General features: G+C 39.4%; 18 protein-coding genes. All 18 read right to left on the bottom strand.

The window, feature by feature from the left end; translation table 11 throughout:
- Positions 1 to 12: 12 nt before the first annotated feature.
- The gene (locus E2K98_RS26310; RefSeq protein WP_026574014.1) at positions 13 to 798 is read right to left on the bottom strand and encodes a type III pantothenate kinase; all 786 of its coding nucleotides are present in this window, start codon (positions 796 to 798) and stop codon (positions 13 to 15) included.
- A 374-nt stretch (positions 799 to 1,172) separates the two neighbouring features.
- On the bottom strand, positions 1,173 to 3,122 hold the full coding sequence (gene ftsH, locus E2K98_RS26305) for an ATP-dependent zinc metalloprotease FtsH (RefSeq protein ID WP_133339402.1): 1,950 nt from the start codon (positions 3,120 to 3,122) through the stop codon (positions 1,173 to 1,175).
- Between the two features lie 117 nt (positions 3,123 to 3,239).
- A complete protein-coding gene (gene hpt, locus E2K98_RS26300) occupies positions 3,240 to 3,785 on the bottom strand; it encodes a hypoxanthine phosphoribosyltransferase (RefSeq protein ID WP_026574016.1) in 546 nt (181 codons plus the stop codon).
- 26 nt (positions 3,786 to 3,811) lie between these two features.
- Positions 3,812 to 5,197 (bottom strand): tRNA lysidine(34) synthetase TilS, encoded by a 1,386-nt coding sequence (gene tilS / locus E2K98_RS26295; protein ID WP_133339400.1) that lies wholly within the window; start codon positions 5,195 to 5,197, stop codon positions 3,812 to 3,814.
- Between the two features lie 317 nt (positions 5,198 to 5,514).
- Positions 5,515 to 6,516 carry a protein kinase domain-containing protein gene (locus E2K98_RS26290; RefSeq protein WP_133339426.1) on the bottom strand — a complete coding sequence of 334 codons (1,002 nt, stop codon included), beginning with the start codon at positions 6,514 to 6,516 and terminating at the stop codon, positions 5,515 to 5,517.
- A complete protein-coding gene (locus E2K98_RS26285) occupies positions 6,485 to 7,222 on the bottom strand; it encodes a VWA domain-containing protein (RefSeq protein ID WP_133339398.1) in 738 nt (245 codons plus the stop codon). The genes E2K98_RS26290 and E2K98_RS26285 overlap by 32 nt, the downstream gene beginning before the upstream one ends.
- Positions 7,223 to 7,318: 96 nt before the next feature.
- Positions 7,319 to 9,793, bottom strand: coding sequence for a stage II sporulation protein E (spoIIE, locus tag E2K98_RS26280; protein WP_133339396.1), 2,475 nt, complete (start codon positions 9,791 to 9,793; stop codon positions 7,319 to 7,321).
- A gap of 449 nt (positions 9,794 to 10,242) precedes the next feature.
- Entirely contained in the window at positions 10,243 to 10,680 is a 438-nt protein-coding gene (locus E2K98_RS26275; protein ID WP_133339394.1) for a S1 domain-containing RNA-binding protein, read from the bottom strand.
- Between the two features lie 83 nt (positions 10,681 to 10,763).
- Positions 10,764 to 11,159, bottom strand: a complete 396-nt coding sequence (locus E2K98_RS26270) for an FtsB family cell division protein (RefSeq protein ID WP_133339392.1) — start codon at positions 11,157 to 11,159, stop codon at positions 10,764 to 10,766.
- 12 nt (positions 11,160 to 11,171) lie between these two features.
- Positions 11,172 to 11,804 (bottom strand): spore cortex biosynthesis protein YabQ, encoded by a 633-nt coding sequence (gene yabQ, locus E2K98_RS26265; protein ID WP_133339390.1) that lies wholly within the window; start codon positions 11,802 to 11,804, stop codon positions 11,172 to 11,174.
- Positions 11,801 to 12,103 (bottom strand): sporulation protein YabP, encoded by a 303-nt coding sequence (yabP, locus tag E2K98_RS26260; RefSeq protein ID WP_026574024.1) that lies wholly within the window; start codon positions 12,101 to 12,103, stop codon positions 11,801 to 11,803. Before yabP ends, yabQ begins: the two co-directional genes overlap by 4 nt.
- A gap of 80 nt (positions 12,104 to 12,183) precedes the next feature.
- A complete protein-coding gene (locus E2K98_RS26255; RefSeq protein WP_133339388.1) occupies positions 12,184 to 12,450 on the bottom strand; it encodes an RNA-binding S4 domain-containing protein in 267 nt (88 codons plus the stop codon).
- 15 nt (positions 12,451 to 12,465) lie between these two features.
- Positions 12,466 to 13,929: a bifunctional methyltransferase/pyrophosphohydrolase YabN gene (yabN, locus tag E2K98_RS26250; RefSeq protein ID WP_133339386.1), complete on the bottom strand. Its 1,464-nt coding sequence runs from the start codon at positions 13,927 to 13,929 to the stop codon at positions 12,466 to 12,468.
- A complete protein-coding gene (locus E2K98_RS26245; RefSeq protein ID WP_308914240.1) occupies positions 13,916 to 15,547 on the bottom strand; it encodes a putative polysaccharide biosynthesis protein in 1,632 nt (543 codons plus the stop codon). Before E2K98_RS26245 ends, yabN begins: the two co-directional genes overlap by 14 nt.
- Positions 15,548 to 15,708: 161 nt before the next feature.
- Positions 15,709 to 16,245, bottom strand: coding sequence for a stage V sporulation protein T (gene spoVT / locus E2K98_RS26240; protein WP_026574028.1), 537 nt, complete (start codon positions 16,243 to 16,245; stop codon positions 15,709 to 15,711).
- A gap of 203 nt (positions 16,246 to 16,448) precedes the next feature.
- Positions 16,449 to 19,985 (bottom strand): transcription-repair coupling factor, encoded by a 3,537-nt coding sequence (gene mfd / locus E2K98_RS26235; protein WP_407921236.1) that lies wholly within the window; start codon positions 19,983 to 19,985, stop codon positions 16,449 to 16,451.
- A 136-nt stretch (positions 19,986 to 20,121) separates the two neighbouring features.
- Positions 20,122 to 20,352: an anti-sigma-F factor Fin family protein gene (locus E2K98_RS26230; protein WP_026574030.1), complete on the bottom strand. Its 231-nt coding sequence runs from the start codon at positions 20,350 to 20,352 to the stop codon at positions 20,122 to 20,124.
- Positions 20,353 to 20,502: 150 nt separating this feature from the next.
- On the bottom strand, positions 20,503 to 21,063 hold the full coding sequence (gene pth / locus E2K98_RS26225; protein ID WP_133339422.1) for an aminoacyl-tRNA hydrolase: 561 nt from the start codon (positions 21,061 to 21,063) through the stop codon (positions 20,503 to 20,505).
- Between the last annotated feature and the right edge of the window lie 28 nt (positions 21,064 to 21,091).

Genomic DNA, 21,091 nt, shown 5'->3' with positions numbered 1-21,091 from the left:
TCAGACTCCCCTCTAGTTGTTATGGTGAAACGAATCTATATTTCGTTTATAGATTAACTGCAGTCCCTTTAAAGTTAAAAATGGGTCAACAATGTCAATAATCTTTGATTCCTGAGCAATTAAATTAGATAACCCCCCAGTAGCAATAACCGTTGGCTTTTTTTCACTTTGCTCGATCATCCTTCTTACAATACCCTCAACTTGACCAACATACCCATAAACAATACCAGCCTGCATGGCTGCAACTGTATTTTTCCCAATAACCCCTTCCGGACGTGCTATTTCAATTCTCGGAAGCTTCGCAGCTCTTGAGTAAAGGGCCTCTGTTGAAATACCTACTCCAGGAGCAATCGCCCCTCCCATATATTGACGCTCTTCATTTACATAGCAATAAGTAGTTGCCGTTCCAAAATCAACAATAATAAGTGGACTTCCATATTCGTGAATCGCCGCAACTGCATTTACAATCCTGTCAGCTCCTACTTCCCTTGGGTTTTCATATTTAATATTAAGCCCAGTTTTGATTCCCGGCCCCACTACAAGCGGCTTTATATGGAAATATTTTTGACACATCCGCTCTAATGCAAACATAATTGGTGGAACAACAGAAGAGATAATGATTCCGTCAATTTTTGAAAAACTTAATTTTGAGTGGTCAAACAAGGATTTGATGATCATTCCGAATTCATCTTCTGTACGATTGCGATTCGTTTCAATCCGCCAGTGATATTTTAGTTCATCCTCCTCATAAACACCCAATACAATATTTGTATTCCCCACATCAAAGACAAAAATCAAATCTATCACTCACTTTACAGATTTATCATTTCTCACACTGAAAACATAATAACATAATTATGTTAGGTCATGTAAAGAAAACTCGTCGTTTGCGAGTCCTTATGGACGTTTCAAGAGGCTTGGTTGACTTACCTAAAGTTATAACAAAAAGGCTCTGTTAAACTTGGTTGTTGATTTCCACTCCAGGCACAAGCGGTTCGTGGACGGTCTAGGGAGCCTCCTCGTCGCTTTGCTCCTGTGGGGTCTCCTCTACCCCGTACTCCCACAGGGGTCTTCGTGCCTTCCGCTCCAATCAACTTTGTTTAAAAATCAACATTGTTCTTTTACATAGCCAACAAAAAAGAGTGCTTCATAGGAAGCACTCTTTTTCTTATTTACTTTTGCTCGTTATCAGGATCATCTGTTTTTGTTAGGTCAACTTGTTCGTCCTTTTTGGTGTTGATGTTTACTTTTACATCCTCCACTTTTTTCGGACCAATATGAACACTTTCAAGAGCCACGGAACTATCAGGCATCTTTCCGTTTTCAACCAAATATTTGATTTGTTCAGCAACAAGGGTTTCGACCTCAAGAAGAGTATTGGCAATAAGATTTAACTTATCACGATTTTCCGTTAGAATCGTTCTCGCTCTCTCATAACACTCTTTAATAATTCGTTGAATTTCAAGGTCGATTTCGTAAGCAATTGCGTCAGAATAATTTTGCTCATTGTGCAGGTCACGCCCCAAGAATACCTGTCCTTGCGCTTGACCAAATTGCAATGGACCGAGCTTATCACTCATTCCAAACTCAGTAACCATTCTTCGCGCAATCCCTGTAGCACGTTGGAAGTCATTGTGCGCGCCTGTACTTACCTCACCAAATACAATCTCTTCAGCAACTCGGCCACCCAACAAACCGGTAATTTTATCAAGCAACTCAGGCTTTGTCATAAAGTAGCGGTCTTCTCGTGGAAGCATTACAGCATAGCCGCCAGCTTGCCCACGTGGAACAATTGTAACCTTATGGACCATGTCTGCTTCATCTAAAACTAAACCAATCACTGTATGACCACTCTCATGGAATGCTACAATATTGCGTTCTTTTTCAGAAATAACACGGCTCTTTTTAGCAGGACCAGCAATTACCCGATCCGTTGCTTCATCGATATCTTCCATATCGATTTTTTTCTTATTTGCACGGGCTGCAACTAAGGCGGCCTCATTTAATAAATTCTCTAAATCTGCACCTGAAAAGCCCGGTGTACGCATAGCAATGTTTTTCAAGTTTACAGAATCATCTAATGGTTTATTGCGTGCATGGACTTTAAGTACTGCCTCACGTCCAATAACATCCGGACGATCAACAGTAATTTGACGGTCAAAACGGCCTGGACGAAGTAACGCAGGGTCCAAAATATCTGCACGGTTTGTTGCAGCAATAATTATAATTCCTTCATTTGCACCAAAGCCGTCCATTTCAACAAGCAATTGGTTCAAGGTTTGCTCACGCTCGTCATGGCCACCGCCTAATCCAGCACCACGCTGACGGCCTACCGCATCAATCTCGTCAATGAAAATGATACACGGAGCATTTTTCTTCGCATTTTCAAACAAATCACGAACACGAGATGCACCGACCCCAACAAACATTTCAACAAAGTCAGAACCACTTATTGAAAAGAATGGTACGCCGGCTTCACCAGCTGTTGCCCTTGCAAGAAGCGTTTTACCTGTCCCTGGAGGTCCGACAAGCAATACCCCTTTTGGAATACGGGCACCAAGTTCGGCAAATCTACGAGGGTCTTTTAAAAACTCAACTACTTCGACTAATTCTTGTTTTTCTTCATCTGCACCGGCTACATCTCTAAAACGAACCTTTTTCTTATCATCGTTATAGAGCTTGGCTTTGCTCTTACCAAAATTCATAACTCGGCTGCCGCCGCCCTGTGCCTGGTTCAATAAAAAGAAAAATAAGATAAAAATAATCACAAACGGAATAATGGAAGTGAAGAAGGTAACCCATCCGCTAGTTTCTTTAGCTGGCAACACATCCACATTTGTTGTTTTTGCACGGTCAATTCGATCAAGAATTTTTTCACTGTTTGGTATATAGGTTAAGAAGTTTTTATCTTTTCCATCGTTAAACTGTCCCCGAACTTCAAAAACACCTCGTTCAGGCTGCATGGAGAATGACTTAACTTCACCCTTCTCTAATTGGGAAACGAACTTATCATATGAAATATGATCAGTCGGCTCGTTGCTTCCATTAAAGAAGCTGACAACACCAATGATGACTAAAAATATTAATAAATAAAAGATGGTATTACGGAAAATCCGATTCATCCCTTACCTCCTCCCACGGGTAAACAAACTATATTAAATAGTATCATAGAAAATCATTCCAATTCAAGGAATTACACTTTCTTCAGGACATTGAAGAATGTCTTCCTTAAGTTTTGCTTAAAGGTTGTTACTGTATACTTCAGGTTTCAAAACCCCAATATATGGAAGGTTCCGGTATTTCTCGGCATAGTCCAATCCGTAGCCCACAACAAAGGCATCCGGGACAATAAATCCGACATAATCTGCCTGAATATCACTTTTCCTTCCTGTTGGTTTATCAAGCAAAGTGACAATTTTAATGGACTTCGCCTTCCGATAACGGAAAAGATCGACTAAATAGCTTAATGTAAGTCCACTATCGATAATATCTTCAATAATTAAGATATCTCTTCCTTCAACTGAAGTATCTAAGTCCTTAAGGATTTTCACTTCTCCTGAGGAAGTCATTGAGTTACCGTAGCTGGATACATCCAGGAAATCCATTTCAAGGTAGCAATCCATATGTTTTAATAAGTCCGCCATAAAAGGCATAGCACCTTTCAAAACACCGATGGCAAGCGGGAAACGATCTTTGTATTCTTCGGTAAGCTCTGCCCCTAATCCCCTGACTTTTTCCTGAATTTCTTCTTCTGAAATTAACACCTTTTCAATATCTTGTTTCATTCTTCTTGTGCCCCCTAGAAAAATCATTACGTTTTATATGTGAGTAGTAAATATTGTTTTGCAGAGGAATCGGTGCCTTCCATTGCTGATTTTTTTAAACCAGGAAGCCAGATAATGGAATGGTCTCCATCTGTAATAACCGGCCAAGTGTCCCGTTCTTGAAGGGGAACTTTATAATCAATGAATATATCCTTTAATTTCCTCGTTCCTGACATTCCTTTTAAAGACATTCGGTCTCCATTTTTCCTTGTCCGAATCACAATCGGCCACTTAATCCTTGCTGCATTAAAGATTGCCGAGTTAGAGTCATATTCTGAAGGTTCTTTATGAACAAGCTTAACCCTGATACTCCCCCCATCTGGTAAATCAATCTTTGAATCATCGTGTACTACATAGTAATAATTCTGTACACTTGAATCCTCAAATTGGAAGGACATGGTCTGATAGGACCTAATAACCATCAGTCCGTTTGGGAAATTCAGTTTTCCTGATGGTCCTGAATGGTAAATGATTGAGAAAATCTGTTCAATATGTACAGCAGAAAGAGATGCAGGTTTTTCTTTGTAAAGATAGTTTAATATTAGTTGAATACCTCTCCTTTGTAAAGGTAAAGGCATATCAAGAAACGGTTTTATGTCCATGCTAATTTTGGACTTTTCCCTTATTGTCATTACTTTATTCATGTTTTGGACAGTTAATTCCTGAAGAAATGCCTCGTCACTTTGTAAATCTTCACTAAAACGTTGAAAATGTTCATGAACATTTGGATTTTCCATCTTTAAAAACGGTAGAACTTCTTTTCGAAATCTATTTCTGCTATAAATACTTTTTTTATTACTTGGGTCTATACGCGGTGTGAGTTGATTTTCCCTGCAGTACTGTTCAATCTCCTCCTTTGTCAAGGTTAGAAAGGGGCGAAAAATCATACCTCTATGAAAAGGACGGGTAAAGGGGATACCAGCCCGCGCTTTTCCAGTACTCCCCCTTGTCATTCGCATGAGCATCGTTTCAATTTGATCATCACCATGGTGCGCAAGTGCCAAATAAGGATAGTCGTATTTTTCCATGATGGTTTCAAAAAATTTATATCGTTCCTCTCTAGCCGCGACCTGTGAGCTATTCCCTGTTCTTTCCATTATCAGTGGAATATTGATTCGGGACATTTCAAAGGGAATATCGTGCTGCTTACAATAATCCTTGACAAATAAAGCATCATCGAGGGATTCTTGCCCGCGAAACATATGGTCGACATGGGCCGCAACAATCGAAAGGTTTCTTTTATCCTTTTGCCCCCAAAGGAAATGTAGTAGCGCAAGAGAATCAGGTCCCCCTGAAACACCAACAATGATTTTTTTACTTTTTAATGAAAAGAAGTGGCGGCTAAGAAACTCCATTACCTTCGGTTCCAACATATTGCTTCTTCCTCTTTTTTTAACTTTGATAACCGTCTAGCTACAGCGCCTAGGGACTCGAGGTTGCTTCGGTTCTACCGATGAAGTCAAGAACAAACTTCACCGTCAGGCCCTCCAGCACTTGTCGCCCCTGAACACTAAAGAAAGCTTCTTCGAATAACCATCGCAGGAACAAACTCTGCTTGTTCCGAAGGCGCTTTCGCTTTTCTTATTAGCTTACCACTTTTGTATTTGAACTATCAAAAACAATGTCTTCATTAACTGCTGTATTTTCTTAATTTGTTACATTTTAATTACGAATGAAACTCTCAATAGTTTCAAAAAAATTTAAAAATAATGACCACATAGAAAATAATAAATACTGCTGCTATAACTCCTGTTTCAATCCAGCCTGTTTTTTTCTTTTTCTTTCGATATTGCTGCCTTGTTTTTGGATTGTTTTTATTAAGATCAGGTACTGGGCTCGAACTATTGTTGGCAGCTGCTTTTGACACTTTTCGGTTCTTAGGGAGCGGCTCATCCGTTAATAAAGCCAACAGATCCTGTCTCATTTGTCTCGCATTTGTATATTGTCCTTTTAGTGCATTTACCATTACTTTTTCCAAGGAATGAAGCTCAGGCTTCTGCCGGATTGCCTCTGTTAATTGTGATAGTCCCCCTGTCGTTTTTGTAAAGCGCTTCGGATAGGCGGTATTAATCATAATCATTGCCAATGAAAAAAGGTCGTAAGAAGGCTCGGCTACTCTTGAACCAAGGCCCCAGTATCCACGATCATAAAATTCCGTAAACTCTTTAATAGCCCTTCCAGCAATGGTTGTACCACCCACATCAATACATCTAATTTTTGGAGGGGGGCCGGTAACAATTAAGTTTTCAGGCTTTAAATCCCCGAACACCCATCCATTTTGGTGCAGCTTCTCAAGATCGCTTAAGAGCTGTAACATTAATACTACAATCCATGATTTCCCTTTCTGTTCAATAAACGTTAGTAAATCAGGTCCCTTTATAAACTCCATTACATAAAAGGACACCTGTCCGCGATTTGACTTCCAATCATCAACATCAAGCAAAGAAGGCCCGAGGGCAGACCCTTGGACCTTTGCAAAGGATTTTAAAACATTTACCTCAGAGGTAATCGACAATCCATTATCACTCATTTTCAAAGCTACCTGAGTGTTTTTATGATTCGCGAGATAAACCACTCCGTTTGCTCCATATCCCAGTTCCTTCAAAATGGTATATTGATTTGAATGCCATTTACCTGAAATGACTGTGCCAGGGCTAACCTTACATTGACTCTTCAAAGTATGATTCATCATCACGAGAAAGCAGGCTCCTTAATGATTGTTTTTGATTAAAGGCAGATAAAGCTGTCCTGAGTGCCGGCCCTGTTGGCGTAATGCCACCAGTAGACAGCTGTGAAAAGATGCTTGTCAAAGATTGTAGTTTTGGCGTCCAATCCAGCAACATTTCGACATTATTCTTTTTCCCAGGAAATACGTAAACGGAATAATAATTATCTCCCGTTCTTGCATTTAAGCTGATGGATAGGTCTAGAATCGCTTCTTTAACGGTCGGAAGCTTGTGTTTCATGCTTGCGCTTGTATCGACAAGAATCAACACCTCTAATTCGACAGTCTCACCTAATTCATCGACAACCTCCATTACCTCGCCGCGCTTTTCTGGAGGCAGATCTTCAATCGTATGTGAGTTACCCAAAATCTGTTTTAGCTCTTTGTTGATAACTCCTTGGAGAGTTTGGGTCATCGCTTTCCTCGTTACCATTTGCACGGTATGGGCCAGCCGTTCTGCATAGACGATTTGGCTGACTCCACCGCCAGATAAGGCAATACCTTCAATTTCTGTCATACCCTTTTCATCAATCACGTCATGGTCCATAACACCGATTACATTCACCGTAATTCCTTCTTCTTTTGCAAGTGCTGCCATGGCAATTGGATCTTCACCATGATTGGAGCACCCATCAGTTATCAATAATATTTGGCGGATTTTCCCTGAATACATAACCATTCTCCCTCCACATCATGAATTGTTACCATTTTCGACGGGAAGGAGATGAATTATACATATTTAGGGACTTAGTTGTGCAAATTAAGCCGTTTAGGCTCGTTTTTTCATTTTTTGCACAGGGATGCTGGCCCATTTAGGAGTATTATGTTTTATTTTGGCCACTGTTACGGTCATATCATCATCAATAAATCCAGAGCTTGTGCGAATAACTTCTTCCATGATTAAATCCGCTACTTCCTGTGGATCGTCCGTTTGTAATTCCTGAATTTTCCGTTTCATCCAAAGCTCATAATTTTCGACATGCCTTGGTCCTTCAAAAACTCCATCGCTCATCATAATTAACAAATCGCCTGCCTTTAGCTGTTCACTGACAACATCGACTTCGAATTCCTCAAGCATCCCAATTGGCAAATTGCTGGCTTGAATTTTGATAATTTTATTCCCCCGTTTAATAAAACTTGGTGTTGAACCAATCTTCAAAAATTTTGCTGATGCATTCTGCAGATCTATCATGGCAAGGTCTAATGTTGAAAAAATTTCATCTGTTGTCCTTAGGGATAGAATTGAGTTAATTGATTTAATTGCTACTTGTTCCTCAATACCTGTTTGCAGGATTTTTTGCAAAAGTTGAATCGTCTCATTACTTTCATAATGTGCCCTTTCGCCATTTCCCATTCCATCACTAATGGCAATAGCGTACTTACCTAAGCCAAGTTCAATTTCTGAGTAACTATCGCCTGAAATAAAGCCGCCATCCTTAGCCGCATGGGCTACCCCCGTTTGTACAATAAACTTTTTTGAAGAACGGAAATTCGCATGACAAAGCCCATTTAAGTACTCTGTGGAATCTTCCTTTTGGACAACAATGGTTTCACCAAGAATATCCGACAGCATCGGGGCAATCAATTTTTCGCACTCCCCATGGCTATTGTAAAAAGGAATGGTCATTTCAATATCAACATTTCCTTGTTCAAGGCTGTAAATTTCAACCTGTTCAATTTGTATGCCAAAATCCTGAAGTGCCTCCATGATTTGCTCTTCCTGCCTATAATGGTTTTCCCGCTCACGCTGAATTTCCTTCGAAAAATTCTCCATTACCTCGGAAACACCTTGAAGCTGGTCAGCCACTAATCTTCTGCTTTCTCTTACTTGTTTCTTTAATTTTTGATTAGCCTGGAAGAAAGTAAGCTCGGTCTGTATGACATCATAAACTCTTTTCGACCTGGTACAATACTTGTCCCACTCTCTCGTAAGTTTTGTTGGAATAGACCCCTCGTTTTGATCCATTTCATGAATAATTTCTTCCATATATGAATAGGTTGTATTAAAATTCTTTGCCCAGCATTGTTCTTTTTTAAAGCAGGTTTGGCACGTTTTTTCCGTTACATTACTCATAAAGTAATCCATCTCTCTCATATTCTCTTCTTCGCTTGACTCTACATCCATTTGTGAAAAACTATTGGATAAGGCGGAAAAAACATTAGAAAATTGGGAGACGCGCTGTGCCGTAACATCCCGCATCTTTCTCATGTATTTTTGTTGTTCAGCTGTGTATTCCGAAGTTCCCGGAATATACTTAGCTAGTCTTGAGGTGAAAACCTGTGGTGTTAAGAGGAATAAAAGAATGGCTGCTGCTGACTCCAATAAAGTTTGCGATAAAGACCCGCCTCCTTCTCCGTACATACCGATTAAGAGAGTAGCAATTAATAATCCTATCGATACACCGATTTTTTTCCCCTCTTTTAATAAACCGCCTAATACACCCGAGAATGCTAGTAAACTCATATGGGTAAAGCTAGACACACTTGCCAGGCTAAAAATTAACCCAGTTACCACCCCAACGGTTGAACCCACCGTTGCACCGGCAATAAAAGAAAAGACTAAAACAAGATATCTCGACATAATATGTTCAACAGAAAGATCATATACCTGCCAGCCAATGGTTCCGGTCATAATCGAAGCCAGCATAATAATTAAACCGATAATTTCCTCCGTTTTTAATAACTGCCTGCGTTTGGTTACAGTTAATAACGGAATGCTTTGCAAAAAGATCAACGTTAAAATAAATGATAGGCTGGCCTGCACAGCGGCCATCATTCCATCATAAAATGTCAATTGCCCTGTCATCAGGAAGGATTCAATTAATTTTCCTAGGCCTAAGATAATTCCGACAAAAAACGGCAAGGATTTTATTCCGCTCTTTACCCATTTTTCTCCTATCCGGAAAACGACTAGAAATAGCAGGACCGCTACAAAAGTAAAACCGGCATTTTCAATCGATAATGTCGCAGCTCCTGCAATTAATCCAACTAACGCAAGCGGTGCGCGATCCCTTTTGATTAAATATACGGCTGCGAAAAAAGGGAGACTGAATGGAGTAAGTTTGGACAAGATTAAAGCTCGTCCAAGCAAAAATCCTACTAATAACAGGAGGTATCCCTTTTTAATAAAAAAGGACTCCAAATAGTTTTGGAGTTTTCTCACTCCCTTCTCCCACTCCCATTTGGATGAATGTAGGTTGACTTCTCCGATCGGCTCTATTAAACTAGCGTTTGGCTTTTCCATATCTCACACTCCCCTATTAATTCATCGTTGCCAACTATTATAAAGTTGATAGGGTTAAAAGTTTGTCAAAAGATTGAACGAATATATAAGTTTCGTTCGACGGTATCCACTAAATTTATCCAAATAATCTGAAATATTATAATAATTGTCGGAATTTTGCATAAACAGGGAATTCGACTGTATTAATGGTCAGTGTTAATTTACTAACTAAGTTGATTGGAGTGGAAGGCGCTTCGCTCCTGCGGGAGTACGGGTCAGGGGAGACCCCACAGGAGCGAAGCGATGAGGAGGCTCCCCGAAACCGCCCGCGGAAAGCGAAGCACATGGAGCGGAAATCAACGGGCAAGCGTAACAAAACCTAAACAAAAAGACAAGTCATAATGACTTGTCATTGTTGATCTATATTTTAAATGAACCTGCTCTTTATTCTTCAATAAACAAGCAGCAAGTTATCCTCGTCTAGCTCCTCTTCCTCCACGTTTTGACTCTGTGTGTCGTTTTAGGGAAGATAAACGATCCTCGCTATCTTTTAAAAATTTAGCCATTTTTGTTTCAAAGTTTTCTGGTCTAGAGTTATTGCGATCGTTCGTTCTACCCTGACGAGGACGTTGTGAATGCGAATTTGAATGAGATCTTTGAGGTGCCTCTGGTCTATCTTTTGCTTTTTTGATGGATAGTCCAATTTTTCCATCCTTTTCAACATTAATGACTTTGACCTCAACTTGGTCTCCAACCTTAAGATGATCATTGATATCTTTTACATAGTTGTCTGCAACCTCACTAATGTGTACGAGCCCTGTTGATCCATCCGGCAGCTCCACAAACGCTCCGAAATTTGTAATCCCTGTTACCTTTCCTTGTAACTTGCTGCCTACTTCAATTGACATAAAAAAAATGTTCCTCCTTAAAAAAATAAAAAATCAATCTTACCTTATATTATACAGAAAGTAAAAAAACAGTGTCAATAAGACTAGTTACCGGTTGATTTTTCCTTTTTGTTTTCCGGAATATTAAAGATAATTTCATTTTTCTTTGAGAAAAAATATTCTTTTCTCGCTAATTTAGCAATGTAATCATCATCATTTAATTTCACAATATCCTCCTTAAGGATATCCTGCTGTTTTTTTAATTCAGCAAGCTTATGACCAAGCTGTTTTTTTTGTGCCTTTTTTGCATCTATCATGGAAGCCTGCGTTAGAATGCTGGAAATCATGAAATAAGAAACGAAAATCGCAAAAACTAAAAACAACGAAAGGCGGCGTACGACTAACTTTCTTTTTCTAGCTGTTGCAATTTCAGCAAACTCTTGCTGCTCTACATACGTTGATTGAATCTTTGCTACATTTTTTTTGCGTACCGCGCTCATTTCATAACCTCCTTACTGTTTACGCTTTTTCCACTTATCTATCCACTTAACAATATAATTCTTTAATTTCTTGAATTTTCCTGCTGTTCTATTATATAACTTATCGACGGATTTTTTAAGACCTTTCGGCAAAAGTCTCCAAATTAATAGCAATATTTTTTGAACGGGTATGACAATGACTTTTATAACCAACCATACAACCTTTAAAATAAATTTGACAAGGGTATAAAGGCCCCTGCCAAGGAAAATAACCATAAAAATGACTAGTTTTATAAGACCCACAATAGGCTTATAGATTACCATCAAAAATGAATGTTTAAGGAAGCGGTAAATGGAAATAACGGCTTTGATCAGTAATTCCAGTAGGCGGAGATATGGCCCTTTAAAAAGCCCTTGATATCCAGCAAAGCCACAAAGAAGGGCAATAAAGATATAAAAGCGAATTTCTCCATTATTCACCTGGAATAAAGTGTAAAATATGAGTAATGCTTGAATAATCCAAAATAGGACGTCATTTACAAATACGATGAAGCGATTCCTCCTTGGCCGATCTAAAAACCGCTGATAGGTATCAAACATTACTCCAAATAATGCACCCATTCCAATCATGGAGAGCATCGTTAGAAATTGAGTGGAAAGTGTCATCGGAATAACTTGCTAAAGAATCCTTTAGCTTTCTCCCCATGCTGTTCATCTAAATAGACTAAATCAAAGATTTTGCCCTTAATTGAAACAATCCCCTTTTCCACATCGAGATTTTTCATTTGCAGATTTTGTCCTTTGATGGCCAAAAACCCCATGACAGTTTCTAATAAAAATTCTTCGTTATCAAAACTTTCCACCTGTTTTACGCCTGTAATGTCTAAAAGCTTTCTTCCCCGCATAATCACATCATGTTCTGGAACGCTGCTCTTTGTTGTATTGACATCATAATATTGGCTCATCTTCATCCCTCACAGTCAGTTGTACAAACCTTTTTGTACATGTTATGTGAGAGATAAAAGAAATAGAACAAGCACCTACTCTATTCTTGCGAGCCTATTTTTTCTTCTTTTAGGATTGTATACATCTCAGCTGCTTCTTCTTTACGGGATGTTTCCTGGATTCGATCAATTCTTGCCGTTACTATTCTTTGACCCAAGCGAATGGTTAACTCATCCCCCGCCTTAACGGTTGAGCTGGCTTTTGCCTCTTTTCCATTAATCTCAATTCTCCCCTGATCTGATACTTCTTTTGCTAATGTCCGTCTTTTAATCAATCTTGAAACTTTCAAAAATTTATCTAAACGCATTATTACTCCCCCATTCTATAATCCCTTGGCTTTCGCTTCATCCCAAAATAGGTCAAGCTCTTCAAGAGTAAATTCCTCAAATGATTTCCCGCTTTCCTTTACTTTTTCTTCAATAAACCGAAAACGGCGGATGAATTTCTCATTTGTTTCAAATAAAGCCTCTTCTGGATGAATGTCTAAAAACCTAGCTACATTAACAAAAGCAAACAATAAGTCACCAAACTCTCGTTTGGCTAACTTTAGCTCTTTATCCTTACCATTCAACTCATCTTCAAATTCCTGAAGCTCTTCTTTCACTTTCTCGAAAGCTGGGGCAATATCCTGCCAGTCAAACCCAACCTTTGCTGCTTTCTTTTGCAGCTCATAGGCCCGAATCAAATTGGGTATGGATTTTGAAACTCCTGAAAGGATGGAATCCGGCTGTTCCCCCTTTTCCTGCTTTTTAATTTCCTGCCAATTTTGTAGTACTTCCTTTGAGTTTTCTGCCTTCACATTTCCAAAAACATGGGGATGTCGTCGAACCATTTTTGCTGAAATCCCTTCAATCACATCGTCGATGGAAAAGTAACCTTCATCCTCGCCTATTTGGGCATGCAACAGGACCTGCAGGAGAACGTCACCCAATTCTTCAATTAAATGATCAAAATCCTCTTCATCAATCGCTTCAATCACTTCGTAGGATTCTTCAATTAAATATTTCTTAAGTGATTCATGTGTTTGTTCCTTATCCCATGGACAGCCATTCGGCCCGCGTAACTCCGCAATTATATCCCGAAGCTTTGAAAAGGTCTTAAATAAGATCTTTTCGTCTTGTACAGGCGGTACATAAACGGATGTAAGGTTATTGATGCCAACATTGCGGTCAAGCTCATATAATGGCAGTTTCTCAATCTTTTCCTGACTGCTCCCTGCAGCTGTAACAAGATATACCTCATATTCATCCGGCAAACATTCCATTAAAGATAATTTTACATTTGAAGCAACAAATTGATCATAAACCTGACTTATGATCATATGCTGTCCCATTTGGAGCTGACCGCTGCTGAGTGCCGTTCCATCGAGCAATTGAAATCCATCGATTGGATCAATTCTTAATGATTGAAATAAGGCATCAATAAAACTCTGGCCCCCGCCAATTACAATTTCAATCCCCTCTTCTGGACCTTGCTCTAATAAAAGTTGAACAGCACGCTCCGCGACAAGCGGATGTCCAGGAACAGCATATACGACCGGATCTGTTTTAGCCTTACTTAACAAGGATGCAGTAATCTCCTGATATACTTCCTCAAATTGATCATGTTTTTCATAGATAGAATCAAATGAAATATATTGAAAACCCTCTTTTTCCAATTCAGCCACAACCGGGTGCTCTTTTGTCCGTAAATAAACATGTTCAGATTGAATTAATTTTTTATACACACCTAACGGGAGCTGCTCCAAATCCCCGGCACCCAAACCCAGTATCTCAATTTTTTTCATATCTTAACCCCTCACCTTTTCTAGGCAATAACCGAATTAATTTACTTCCAAACGGGAAAAACGCTAAATCTTCTACTAAAAAGACCTTCCCGCGGATCACAATCACCAAAAATAAAATTCCTCCCAATAAAACTCCGCTTAAAGCTTGAAAGGCGGACCCAACTCGTACCTCCATATGGGAAAGAAATAGAAAATTAGTTAAATATAAATATCCTTTTAAAAAGCCTGCCATCACGATGGCCGCAGTCAGAATCGTTCGAACAAAACGGATGGTAAAAACAGGAGCATTCATCAAGTTTTTAAACTTTAAATATAGCAGGAAATTAATTATGAACAGTGTAATAATTGTTGAAATCGCTGCCCCCATGATGCCAAACAAGGGACAAAAAATCAAATTTAGTCCATATTTTATCGGAAATGAAAGAACAACTATTAAGGCGGGAAAAAGCAAGACTCCCATTCCCTGCATAATCGCAATCATGGTCGAAATGAGCGAAGTAAATAAAATAACAAAACTTAGGACTCCTAATACCGATGAGCCGGATCCATTTTCAAAAAGCATCGTATTCGTTGGTTTAATAATAGCCCATAGACCTGCAGAAGCTCCTATTCCAATGACAAGACTAATCCTCATTGCCAGCTGAATTTTTTGATGTAAAAGGCCAGGCTGCTCTTTTAATCTCCCGCTAGTAATTAGCGGCACAAGTGATAATGACAAGGATGAGGCCGCAACAGTCCCCAATTGGATTAGCGGCTGTCCTCGGTCAAAGATGCCTTTTAAGCTTTTCGCCAAACTTTCTTCCGTACCGTTTGAAACAAGTAGAGAGTATAGGTTTAAGGAGTCACCTAATTGTATAAAGATCATCAACATTCCACTGATACAGATGGTCAGTCCTTGAAACAGTAACTCCTTGAAAATCCATTTTGTTTCCCTTTTTAGACTTCCAGCAGCTCTCTGTTTTGGCCCTACTTGTTTCCATTCTTTGCGAAACTTTAGAAATGTAAACAAAATAAGGGCGGAAACAATACTCCCTGTAATCGATCCAAACATCGCACCCCCGCCGACGAGGTAGAGGGAGTAGCCTTTCCGTGTAAAAAGATAGGCAAGGAAAATGATCGTAACCACTCGTGCAATTTGTTCCCCTACCTGTGATAAGGCGGTTGGAACCATATCTCCATTCCCTTGATAATAGCCTCTTAATACTGCTACAATCGGAAAAGTCAAAAATACAATCGAAACGACCCTTAAAAGAATCGATAGCTTTGGGTCATTCATTAACAGGGCAATCGGCTGGGCCCCTGTATAAAGGATTAAAAAACAAAGGAAACCAAAAATCTGCAAATATAGAAATGATCCAAGGAGCAAAAGCCGCGGCTTCCCATTGTCACCTGCTTCTTTTTGCTCCGTATATAATTTTGAAATAACGACTGGAAATCCTGTGGTTGCAAGAACCATGGCAATGCCATAAAACGGGTACACCTGCTGGTATATGTAAAAACCAACATCACCGACAATATTTTGAAACGGGATGCGGTAAAAGGCACTCAGAATTTTGGTAACCAGGGCCGCAATCGTTAAAATGAAAGCCCCTCGAAAAAGGGCCTTTGATTGATTCACGGGCTTCAATATTTTTTCCTCCAAACAGAAATGCACATACGCCATAATCAGCGCTGGAGCTAGACAAAAATAAACTCCCATGTATTATAGCATAGGATGCGCCCTCATTTGGTGCATGAAAAAAGACAGCAAGCGCTGTCCTTTCGTTAAAAAAACTAAAATTATGACTCCATTTGTCTTGCTAAGAATCCAGCTGCTGTTTCAACAGCTTTTTGTTCAACTTCTCCAACTGTTCCTTCTTTAGAGAAAATAATAACTGCTCCAATCGGATCTCCATTTGCAATAATCGGCCCAATTGTATATGATGAAATCGCTTCCGGACTTCCATCTGACAAGGCTACATCACCTTGTTGAGTGACAAGAACGGAATTACGGTCCTCCATCGTCTTTTCAACCAAATCACTGATATTTTTATTTAAATAATCCTTTTTGGAACCTCCAGCAACAGCGATATAGGCATCTCTATCACAAATTAGTACTGGATTTCCAAGGCTGTCAAAAAGGGCTTCCGCATATTCTTTTGCAAAATCGCTTAATTCGCTAATTGGAGAATACTTCTTTAAAATCACTTCTCCGTCTCGATCCACAAAGATCTCTAACGGGTCCCCCTCACGAATTCTTAATGTTCTGCGAATTTCCTTCGGTATGACAACACGACCCAAATCATCGATTCGACGAACTATTCCAGTTGCTTTCATCCAATGTTGCCTCACTTTCATCTGATGATTTAAACTAACTTGGTAATGATGCTTATGTAATAATCACCACCAACTTTGAACTTAGTATCTTTCATCTGGAAAGTTCTATACACAATCGTTATATTTTTTCACATATGTGAGAAAATTTCCTTTTAGGTACAGGATTAACCACTGGATTGAAACCTAATGGATTGAAAAAAAGATTAAGTAACTGGATTTTCTTCGCCCTTTTTCGATTCTTCAAGCCCCTTTATCATTTCAAAAGCAATATGAAGCCATTTTGCTATTTCGCACCCTTTGACATTGAGGGTCATTTTTAATTTATTGCCCTCCATTCCTGGGGTAACCATTCTTCCAAACTGACTGCTGATTTTAAACAGCTTATGGCCATCAATCGTGCTGCTTACTTTTTCATTCACTAACAATGTTACTTCCTGCTTCACTTGCTTTATTTGTTCAACACCATTTAGAAGGGCATAAACCTTCATTTCTGCAATTTGGAAGAGGTATGCTACTTCATTTGGATATTCGCCAAAACGGTCAATCATTTCCTCTTGAAGCTCCTGTACATCTTCTAATGCCTGAATACCCCTGAAGCGCTTATACATTTCTATTTTTTGATGCCCATCCTTAATGTAGGAATCCGGAATATACGCATCAATTTCCAGATCAATTTCAACCGTTTTCCTTTCAGCTTCCTTAAGGTCGCCTCTCTTTTCCTCAATGGCTTCCTTCAGCATTTGTGAGTACAAATCAAATCCAACCGAATCAATAAAACCATGCTGCTGTGCCCCTAATAAATTGCCGGCACCCCTGATGGATAGATCCCGCATCGCAATTTTAAATCCGGAACCGAGCTCCGTAAATTCCTTAATCGCCTGTAAACGTTTCTCAGCAACTTCCGTTAAAACTTTATCCTTTCGATACGTAAAATAGGCATAGGCAACTCGATTGGATCTTCCAACCCGGCCGCGCAGCTGATAGAGCTGTGAGAGTCCCATTCGATCAGCATCAAAGACGATTAACGTATTGACATTGGGAATATCTACACCAGTTTCAATAATCGTTGTACTGACGAGAACGTCAAATTCTCCAGATAAAAAGCTCAACATTACAGACTCTAATTCATTTTCCGACATCTGCCCATGGGCAAAAGTTACACGGGCATCCGGTACAAGCATAGAAATTTCTTCTGCCTTCCGTTCAATATCCTCTACCCGGTTATATAAAAAGTATACTTGTCCGTCACGGGCGAGTTCCCGTTCAATGGCCTCTCTGACAAGCGATCCATTATACTCCATAACATAGGTTTGCACAGGGAAACGATTTTCAGGTGGTGTTTCGATCACCGACAAATCTCGAACTCCCAGCATGGACATATGCAGAGTTCTTGGAATTGGTGTGGCTGTTAACGTTAAAACATCCACATTTGTTTTTAACCGCTTTATCTTTTCCTTATGTGTAACCCCGAACCTTTGTTCTTCATCGATAATTAACAGCCCTAAGTCACGATAAATAACATCTTTTGACAGCAGGCGGTGTGTTCCAACGACAATATCAACAGTCCCCGCCTTCAGCCCTTTTATCGTTTCCGTCTGTTGCTTTTTTGAACGAAAACGGCTTAACAAACCAATATTAATGGGGAAGTCCTGAAATCTTTCCCTTAATGTTTCAAAATGCTGTTGAGCTAGAATGGTTGTTGGCACAAGGAAAGCAACCTGCTTGCCATCGGTAATGGCTTTAAAGGCCGCGCGAATAGCAACCTCCGTTTTTCCATAACCAACATCCCCGCAGAGGAGCCGGTCCATTGGACGCAATCTTTCCATATCCTTTTTAATCTCACGAATAGACCGTAACTGATCTTCTGTTTCTTGGTAGGCAAAGTTTGTTTCGAATTCTCTTTGCATGTCTCCATCAGGTGAGAAAGCATAACCAACAGCTGCTTCACGTTCGGCATACAGCTTAATTAAATCATCCGCAATATCTTGGACAGAGGATTGAACTTTCTTTTTCACTTTTTTCCAATCACTGCCGCCAAGCTTATAGACTTTTGGCTCTTTTCCTTCAGACCCAACATATTTCTGGATTAAATCAATTTGTTCAACGGGAACATACAGTTTATCCGTCCCTTGATAACGAATATGTAAATAATCCTTATGGATTCCATTAATTACAAGTGTTTCGATACCAAGGTATTTCCCAATCCCATGGTTTACATGAACAACGTAGTCACCAACCCGGAGTTCGGAATAGCTTTTAATTCTTTCTGCATTCGATAGTTTTTGCCGGCTAGAAGATTTTTTCACTCGTTTATTAAATAATTCTTCCTCGGTAATCACGGCAATTTTTTGAATGGATAATTCAAATCCGGTTTGGAGATTTCCTCTCATAATTTGAACTTTACCAGGTAATGGCTCCTGCCCTTCACCTAAAAGTGAGGATTCAATTTCATAATCCTCTAAAACCCGCTCCAGTTTTTTTACCCGTTCTTCATCGGGTCCGAGTACAAGAATAGAATAGTTGCTTTTTTTCCAACGGTCTACTTCTGCTTTAAGCAAATGCATTTGTCCGTGGAAGTTTTGCATAGGCTTACAAGAAACATTAATAATATTTTGCGGACTGGTATTTGAGACATGACGGAGAAATAGAGACATATAAAGGACCGGGAAATTCTTTTTTTGTAAAAGCCCGTGTAGGTCATGTGAAATAACCAGGTCATGGATAATTTCTCCCTCACCTAATAAAGAGGTATACCAGTCTGCTTCCTCCTTAACTAGAGATTCATTCATTTCATGAACCCTGCTGATTTCATCAATAAATACTAAACCGTTATGCGGAAGATAATCTAGTAAACTACCAGCATTTTCGTAGGCAAGTGATAAGTATTTATAGACTTGGTCAGGCTTTTGCTGGTTTTTTAGCAGTTCTAATTCATATCCAATATTTTGTGCGAGTTGGATTTTAGCCTTTTCGTCCTTTAATTTTTTTAAGCTTTTCGCTAAGCCTTCTTCTAATCTTTCAACGATTCGACTGTAATTTACATCCTCAAGAAGAATTTCTGTTGCAGGGCCAATTAAGATTTCTGAAATCTTTTCCTTGGAACGCTGGTCCTCAAGAGAGAAATAACGGATAGAATCAATTTCGGTATCAAAAAGTTCAATCCGAAGCGGGTCTGATTCTGTAAGAGGATAAATATCAATAATTCCGCCCCGTACACTAAATTCTCCAGGAGTAGACACCATTTCTACTCTTACATACCCCATCTTAACAAAAGTTGTAAGCGTTCTCTCTATATCTAAGTCTTCCCCCAGCTTTAAGGAAAGCTGATAGTTTTTCCACATAGCCTTTGGCGGAGTAATTTTTTTTAAGCCAGAAATAGGGGCTATTAAAATTCCGCGACTATTTTTACTCCAATGATTCAAAGCTTCAATTCTTTGAGCCTTCAATTCCGGGCTGGCGATACTCATTTCTGCAGCGATCAGTTCATTTGCAGGGAAAAGAAAAACATCCTTTTCGTTTACTAGATTGACAAGGTCATCATATAGCTTTTGTGCTTGCAGCAAATTATAGGTAACGAACATAATCGGCCTTTTCATTTTTTCATAAATGGATGCTGCAAAGATGGTCCTAGATGAGCCTGATAACCCTGCAATTAACTGTTCCTTTAGACCTTCTTCCATTCCGGATATAACAGAATGAATGTCTTCCTGTCGAAGGAATAATGATGTTAAACTGTTCAACCTAAATCCTCCTCTCTCAACCGAAAAGCTAAGCGCCCTTTTCAGGGGCTGGAGCTAGACAGTATACAAATTTCATATATTATAAAAGTTTAAATTATCAAAACAGAAAAATGCTTTGGAGTACATCCAAAGCTAGTTAATGAATAAGAAAATCATATTGATGGTATTCTGGAGTTCGCTCCAAAGCTTCCTGGCAGTCTTCACAAATCGAGGTTATGTGAATATCCCCAGATGGATCGTACGCAACCATTTCTTGTCTTTCCCGTTCAGTTAACTTATTAAGACCAAGCGTTTCGCTGTGTATGGATGATTGTTCGATAGAGCCTAATTTTGTACCGCAATGCCTGCAATGATAATGGATGGCCACGCCTGTCCCTCCCTAATCTTCGATTTAATATTAGTATATTAACCCAAACAGGGGGAAACTATTCACATCTAAAATCACTTCTCAAACTGCAGACATTCAGTTTAGGATATACGCTTTATAATATGAAAGGATGGCCTATCTCATGTACATTTACTGATTAAAATCATTCATTACTTGTATAAAAGGCCTCTCCAGACAGGCTTCACATGCATCGGCACTTTTTTGAACAACATCTTGAATCTGTAACTGCTCTTCTTTATGAAATTTCCCTAGAACATAATCAGGCACGCTCATCCCATTTTGTGGGCGGTCAATGCCGATTCGAATTCTGTTAAATGCTTGAGTCCCAAGATGGGCTACTGTGGACTTAATTCCATTATGTCCGCCTGCGCTTCCCTTTTGACGAAGTCGAATTTTCCCAACAGGTAAATCAAGGTCATCATAAATCACCAAGAGGTCTTCTAAACCGATATCATAATAATCCATTACGGCGCGAATGGATTCTCCGGATAGGTTCATATAGGTCAGAGGTTTTAACAATAAGACCTTTTCCCCTTTGTAGAATCCAATTCCATACAAGCCTTTTAATTTGGATTGGTCTAACGGAATATTAAATCGGCGTGAGAGCTCTTCAATGACATCAAAACCTACATTGTGCCTCGTATGTTCATATTGCTTCCCCGGGTTTCCTAAACCAACCATTATTTTCATATTTCCCACCTCTTCCTGTCCAGACCAC

It is taken from the genome of Bacillus salipaludis, assembly GCF_004358205.1.
The sequence above is the reverse complement of the archived record's forward strand: the minus strand, read 5'-3'. Positions and strand labels throughout refer to the sequence as shown.

Excerpts from the sequence above, each read along its gene's own strand:
- yabQ (WP_133339390.1), bottom strand. The coding sequence starts at position 11,804 with ATGACACTTTCCACTCAATTTCTAACGATGCTCTCCATGATTGGAATG.
- E2K98_RS26270 (WP_133339392.1), bottom strand. The coding sequence starts at position 11,159 with ATGAGCGCGGTACGCAAAAAAAATGTAGCAAAGATTCAATCAACGTAT.
- tilS (WP_133339400.1), bottom strand. The coding sequence starts at position 5,197 with ATGTTGGAACCGAAGGTAATGGAGTTTCTTAGCCGCCACTTCTTTTCA.
- spoVT (WP_026574028.1), bottom strand. The coding sequence starts at position 16,245 with ATGAAAGCAACTGGAATAGTTCGTCGAATCGATGATTTGGGTCGTGTT.
- E2K98_RS26290 (WP_133339426.1), bottom strand. The coding sequence starts at position 6,516 with ATGATGAATCATACTTTGAAGAGTCAATGTAAGGTTAGCCCTGGCACA.
- hpt (WP_026574016.1), bottom strand. The coding sequence starts at position 3,785 with ATGAAACAAGATATTGAAAAGGTGTTAATTTCAGAAGAAGAAATTCAG.
- yabP (WP_026574024.1), bottom strand. The coding sequence starts at position 12,103 with ATGAGCCAATATTATGATGTCAATACAACAAAGAGCAGCGTTCCAGAA.
- ftsH (WP_133339402.1), bottom strand. The coding sequence starts at position 3,122 with ATGAATCGGATTTTCCGTAATACCATCTTTTATTTATTAATATTTTTA.
- E2K98_RS26255 (WP_133339388.1), bottom strand. The coding sequence starts at position 12,450 with ATGCGTTTAGATAAATTTTTGAAAGTTTCAAGATTGATTAAAAGACGG.
- pth (WP_133339422.1), bottom strand. The coding sequence starts at position 21,063 with ATGAAAATAATGGTTGGTTTAGGAAACCCGGGGAAGCAATATGAACAT.
- E2K98_RS26275 (WP_133339394.1), bottom strand. The coding sequence starts at position 10,680 with ATGTCAATTGAAGTAGGCAGCAAGTTACAAGGAAAGGTAACAGGGATT.
- spoIIE (WP_133339396.1), bottom strand. The coding sequence starts at position 9,793 with ATGGAAAAGCCAAACGCTAGTTTAATAGAGCCGATCGGAGAAGTCAAC.
- E2K98_RS26285 (WP_133339398.1), bottom strand. The coding sequence starts at position 7,222 with ATGTATTCAGGGAAAATCCGCCAAATATTATTGATAACTGATGGGTGC.
- yabN (WP_133339386.1), bottom strand. The coding sequence starts at position 13,929 with ATGAAAAAAATTGAGATACTGGGTTTGGGTGCCGGGGATTTGGAGCAG.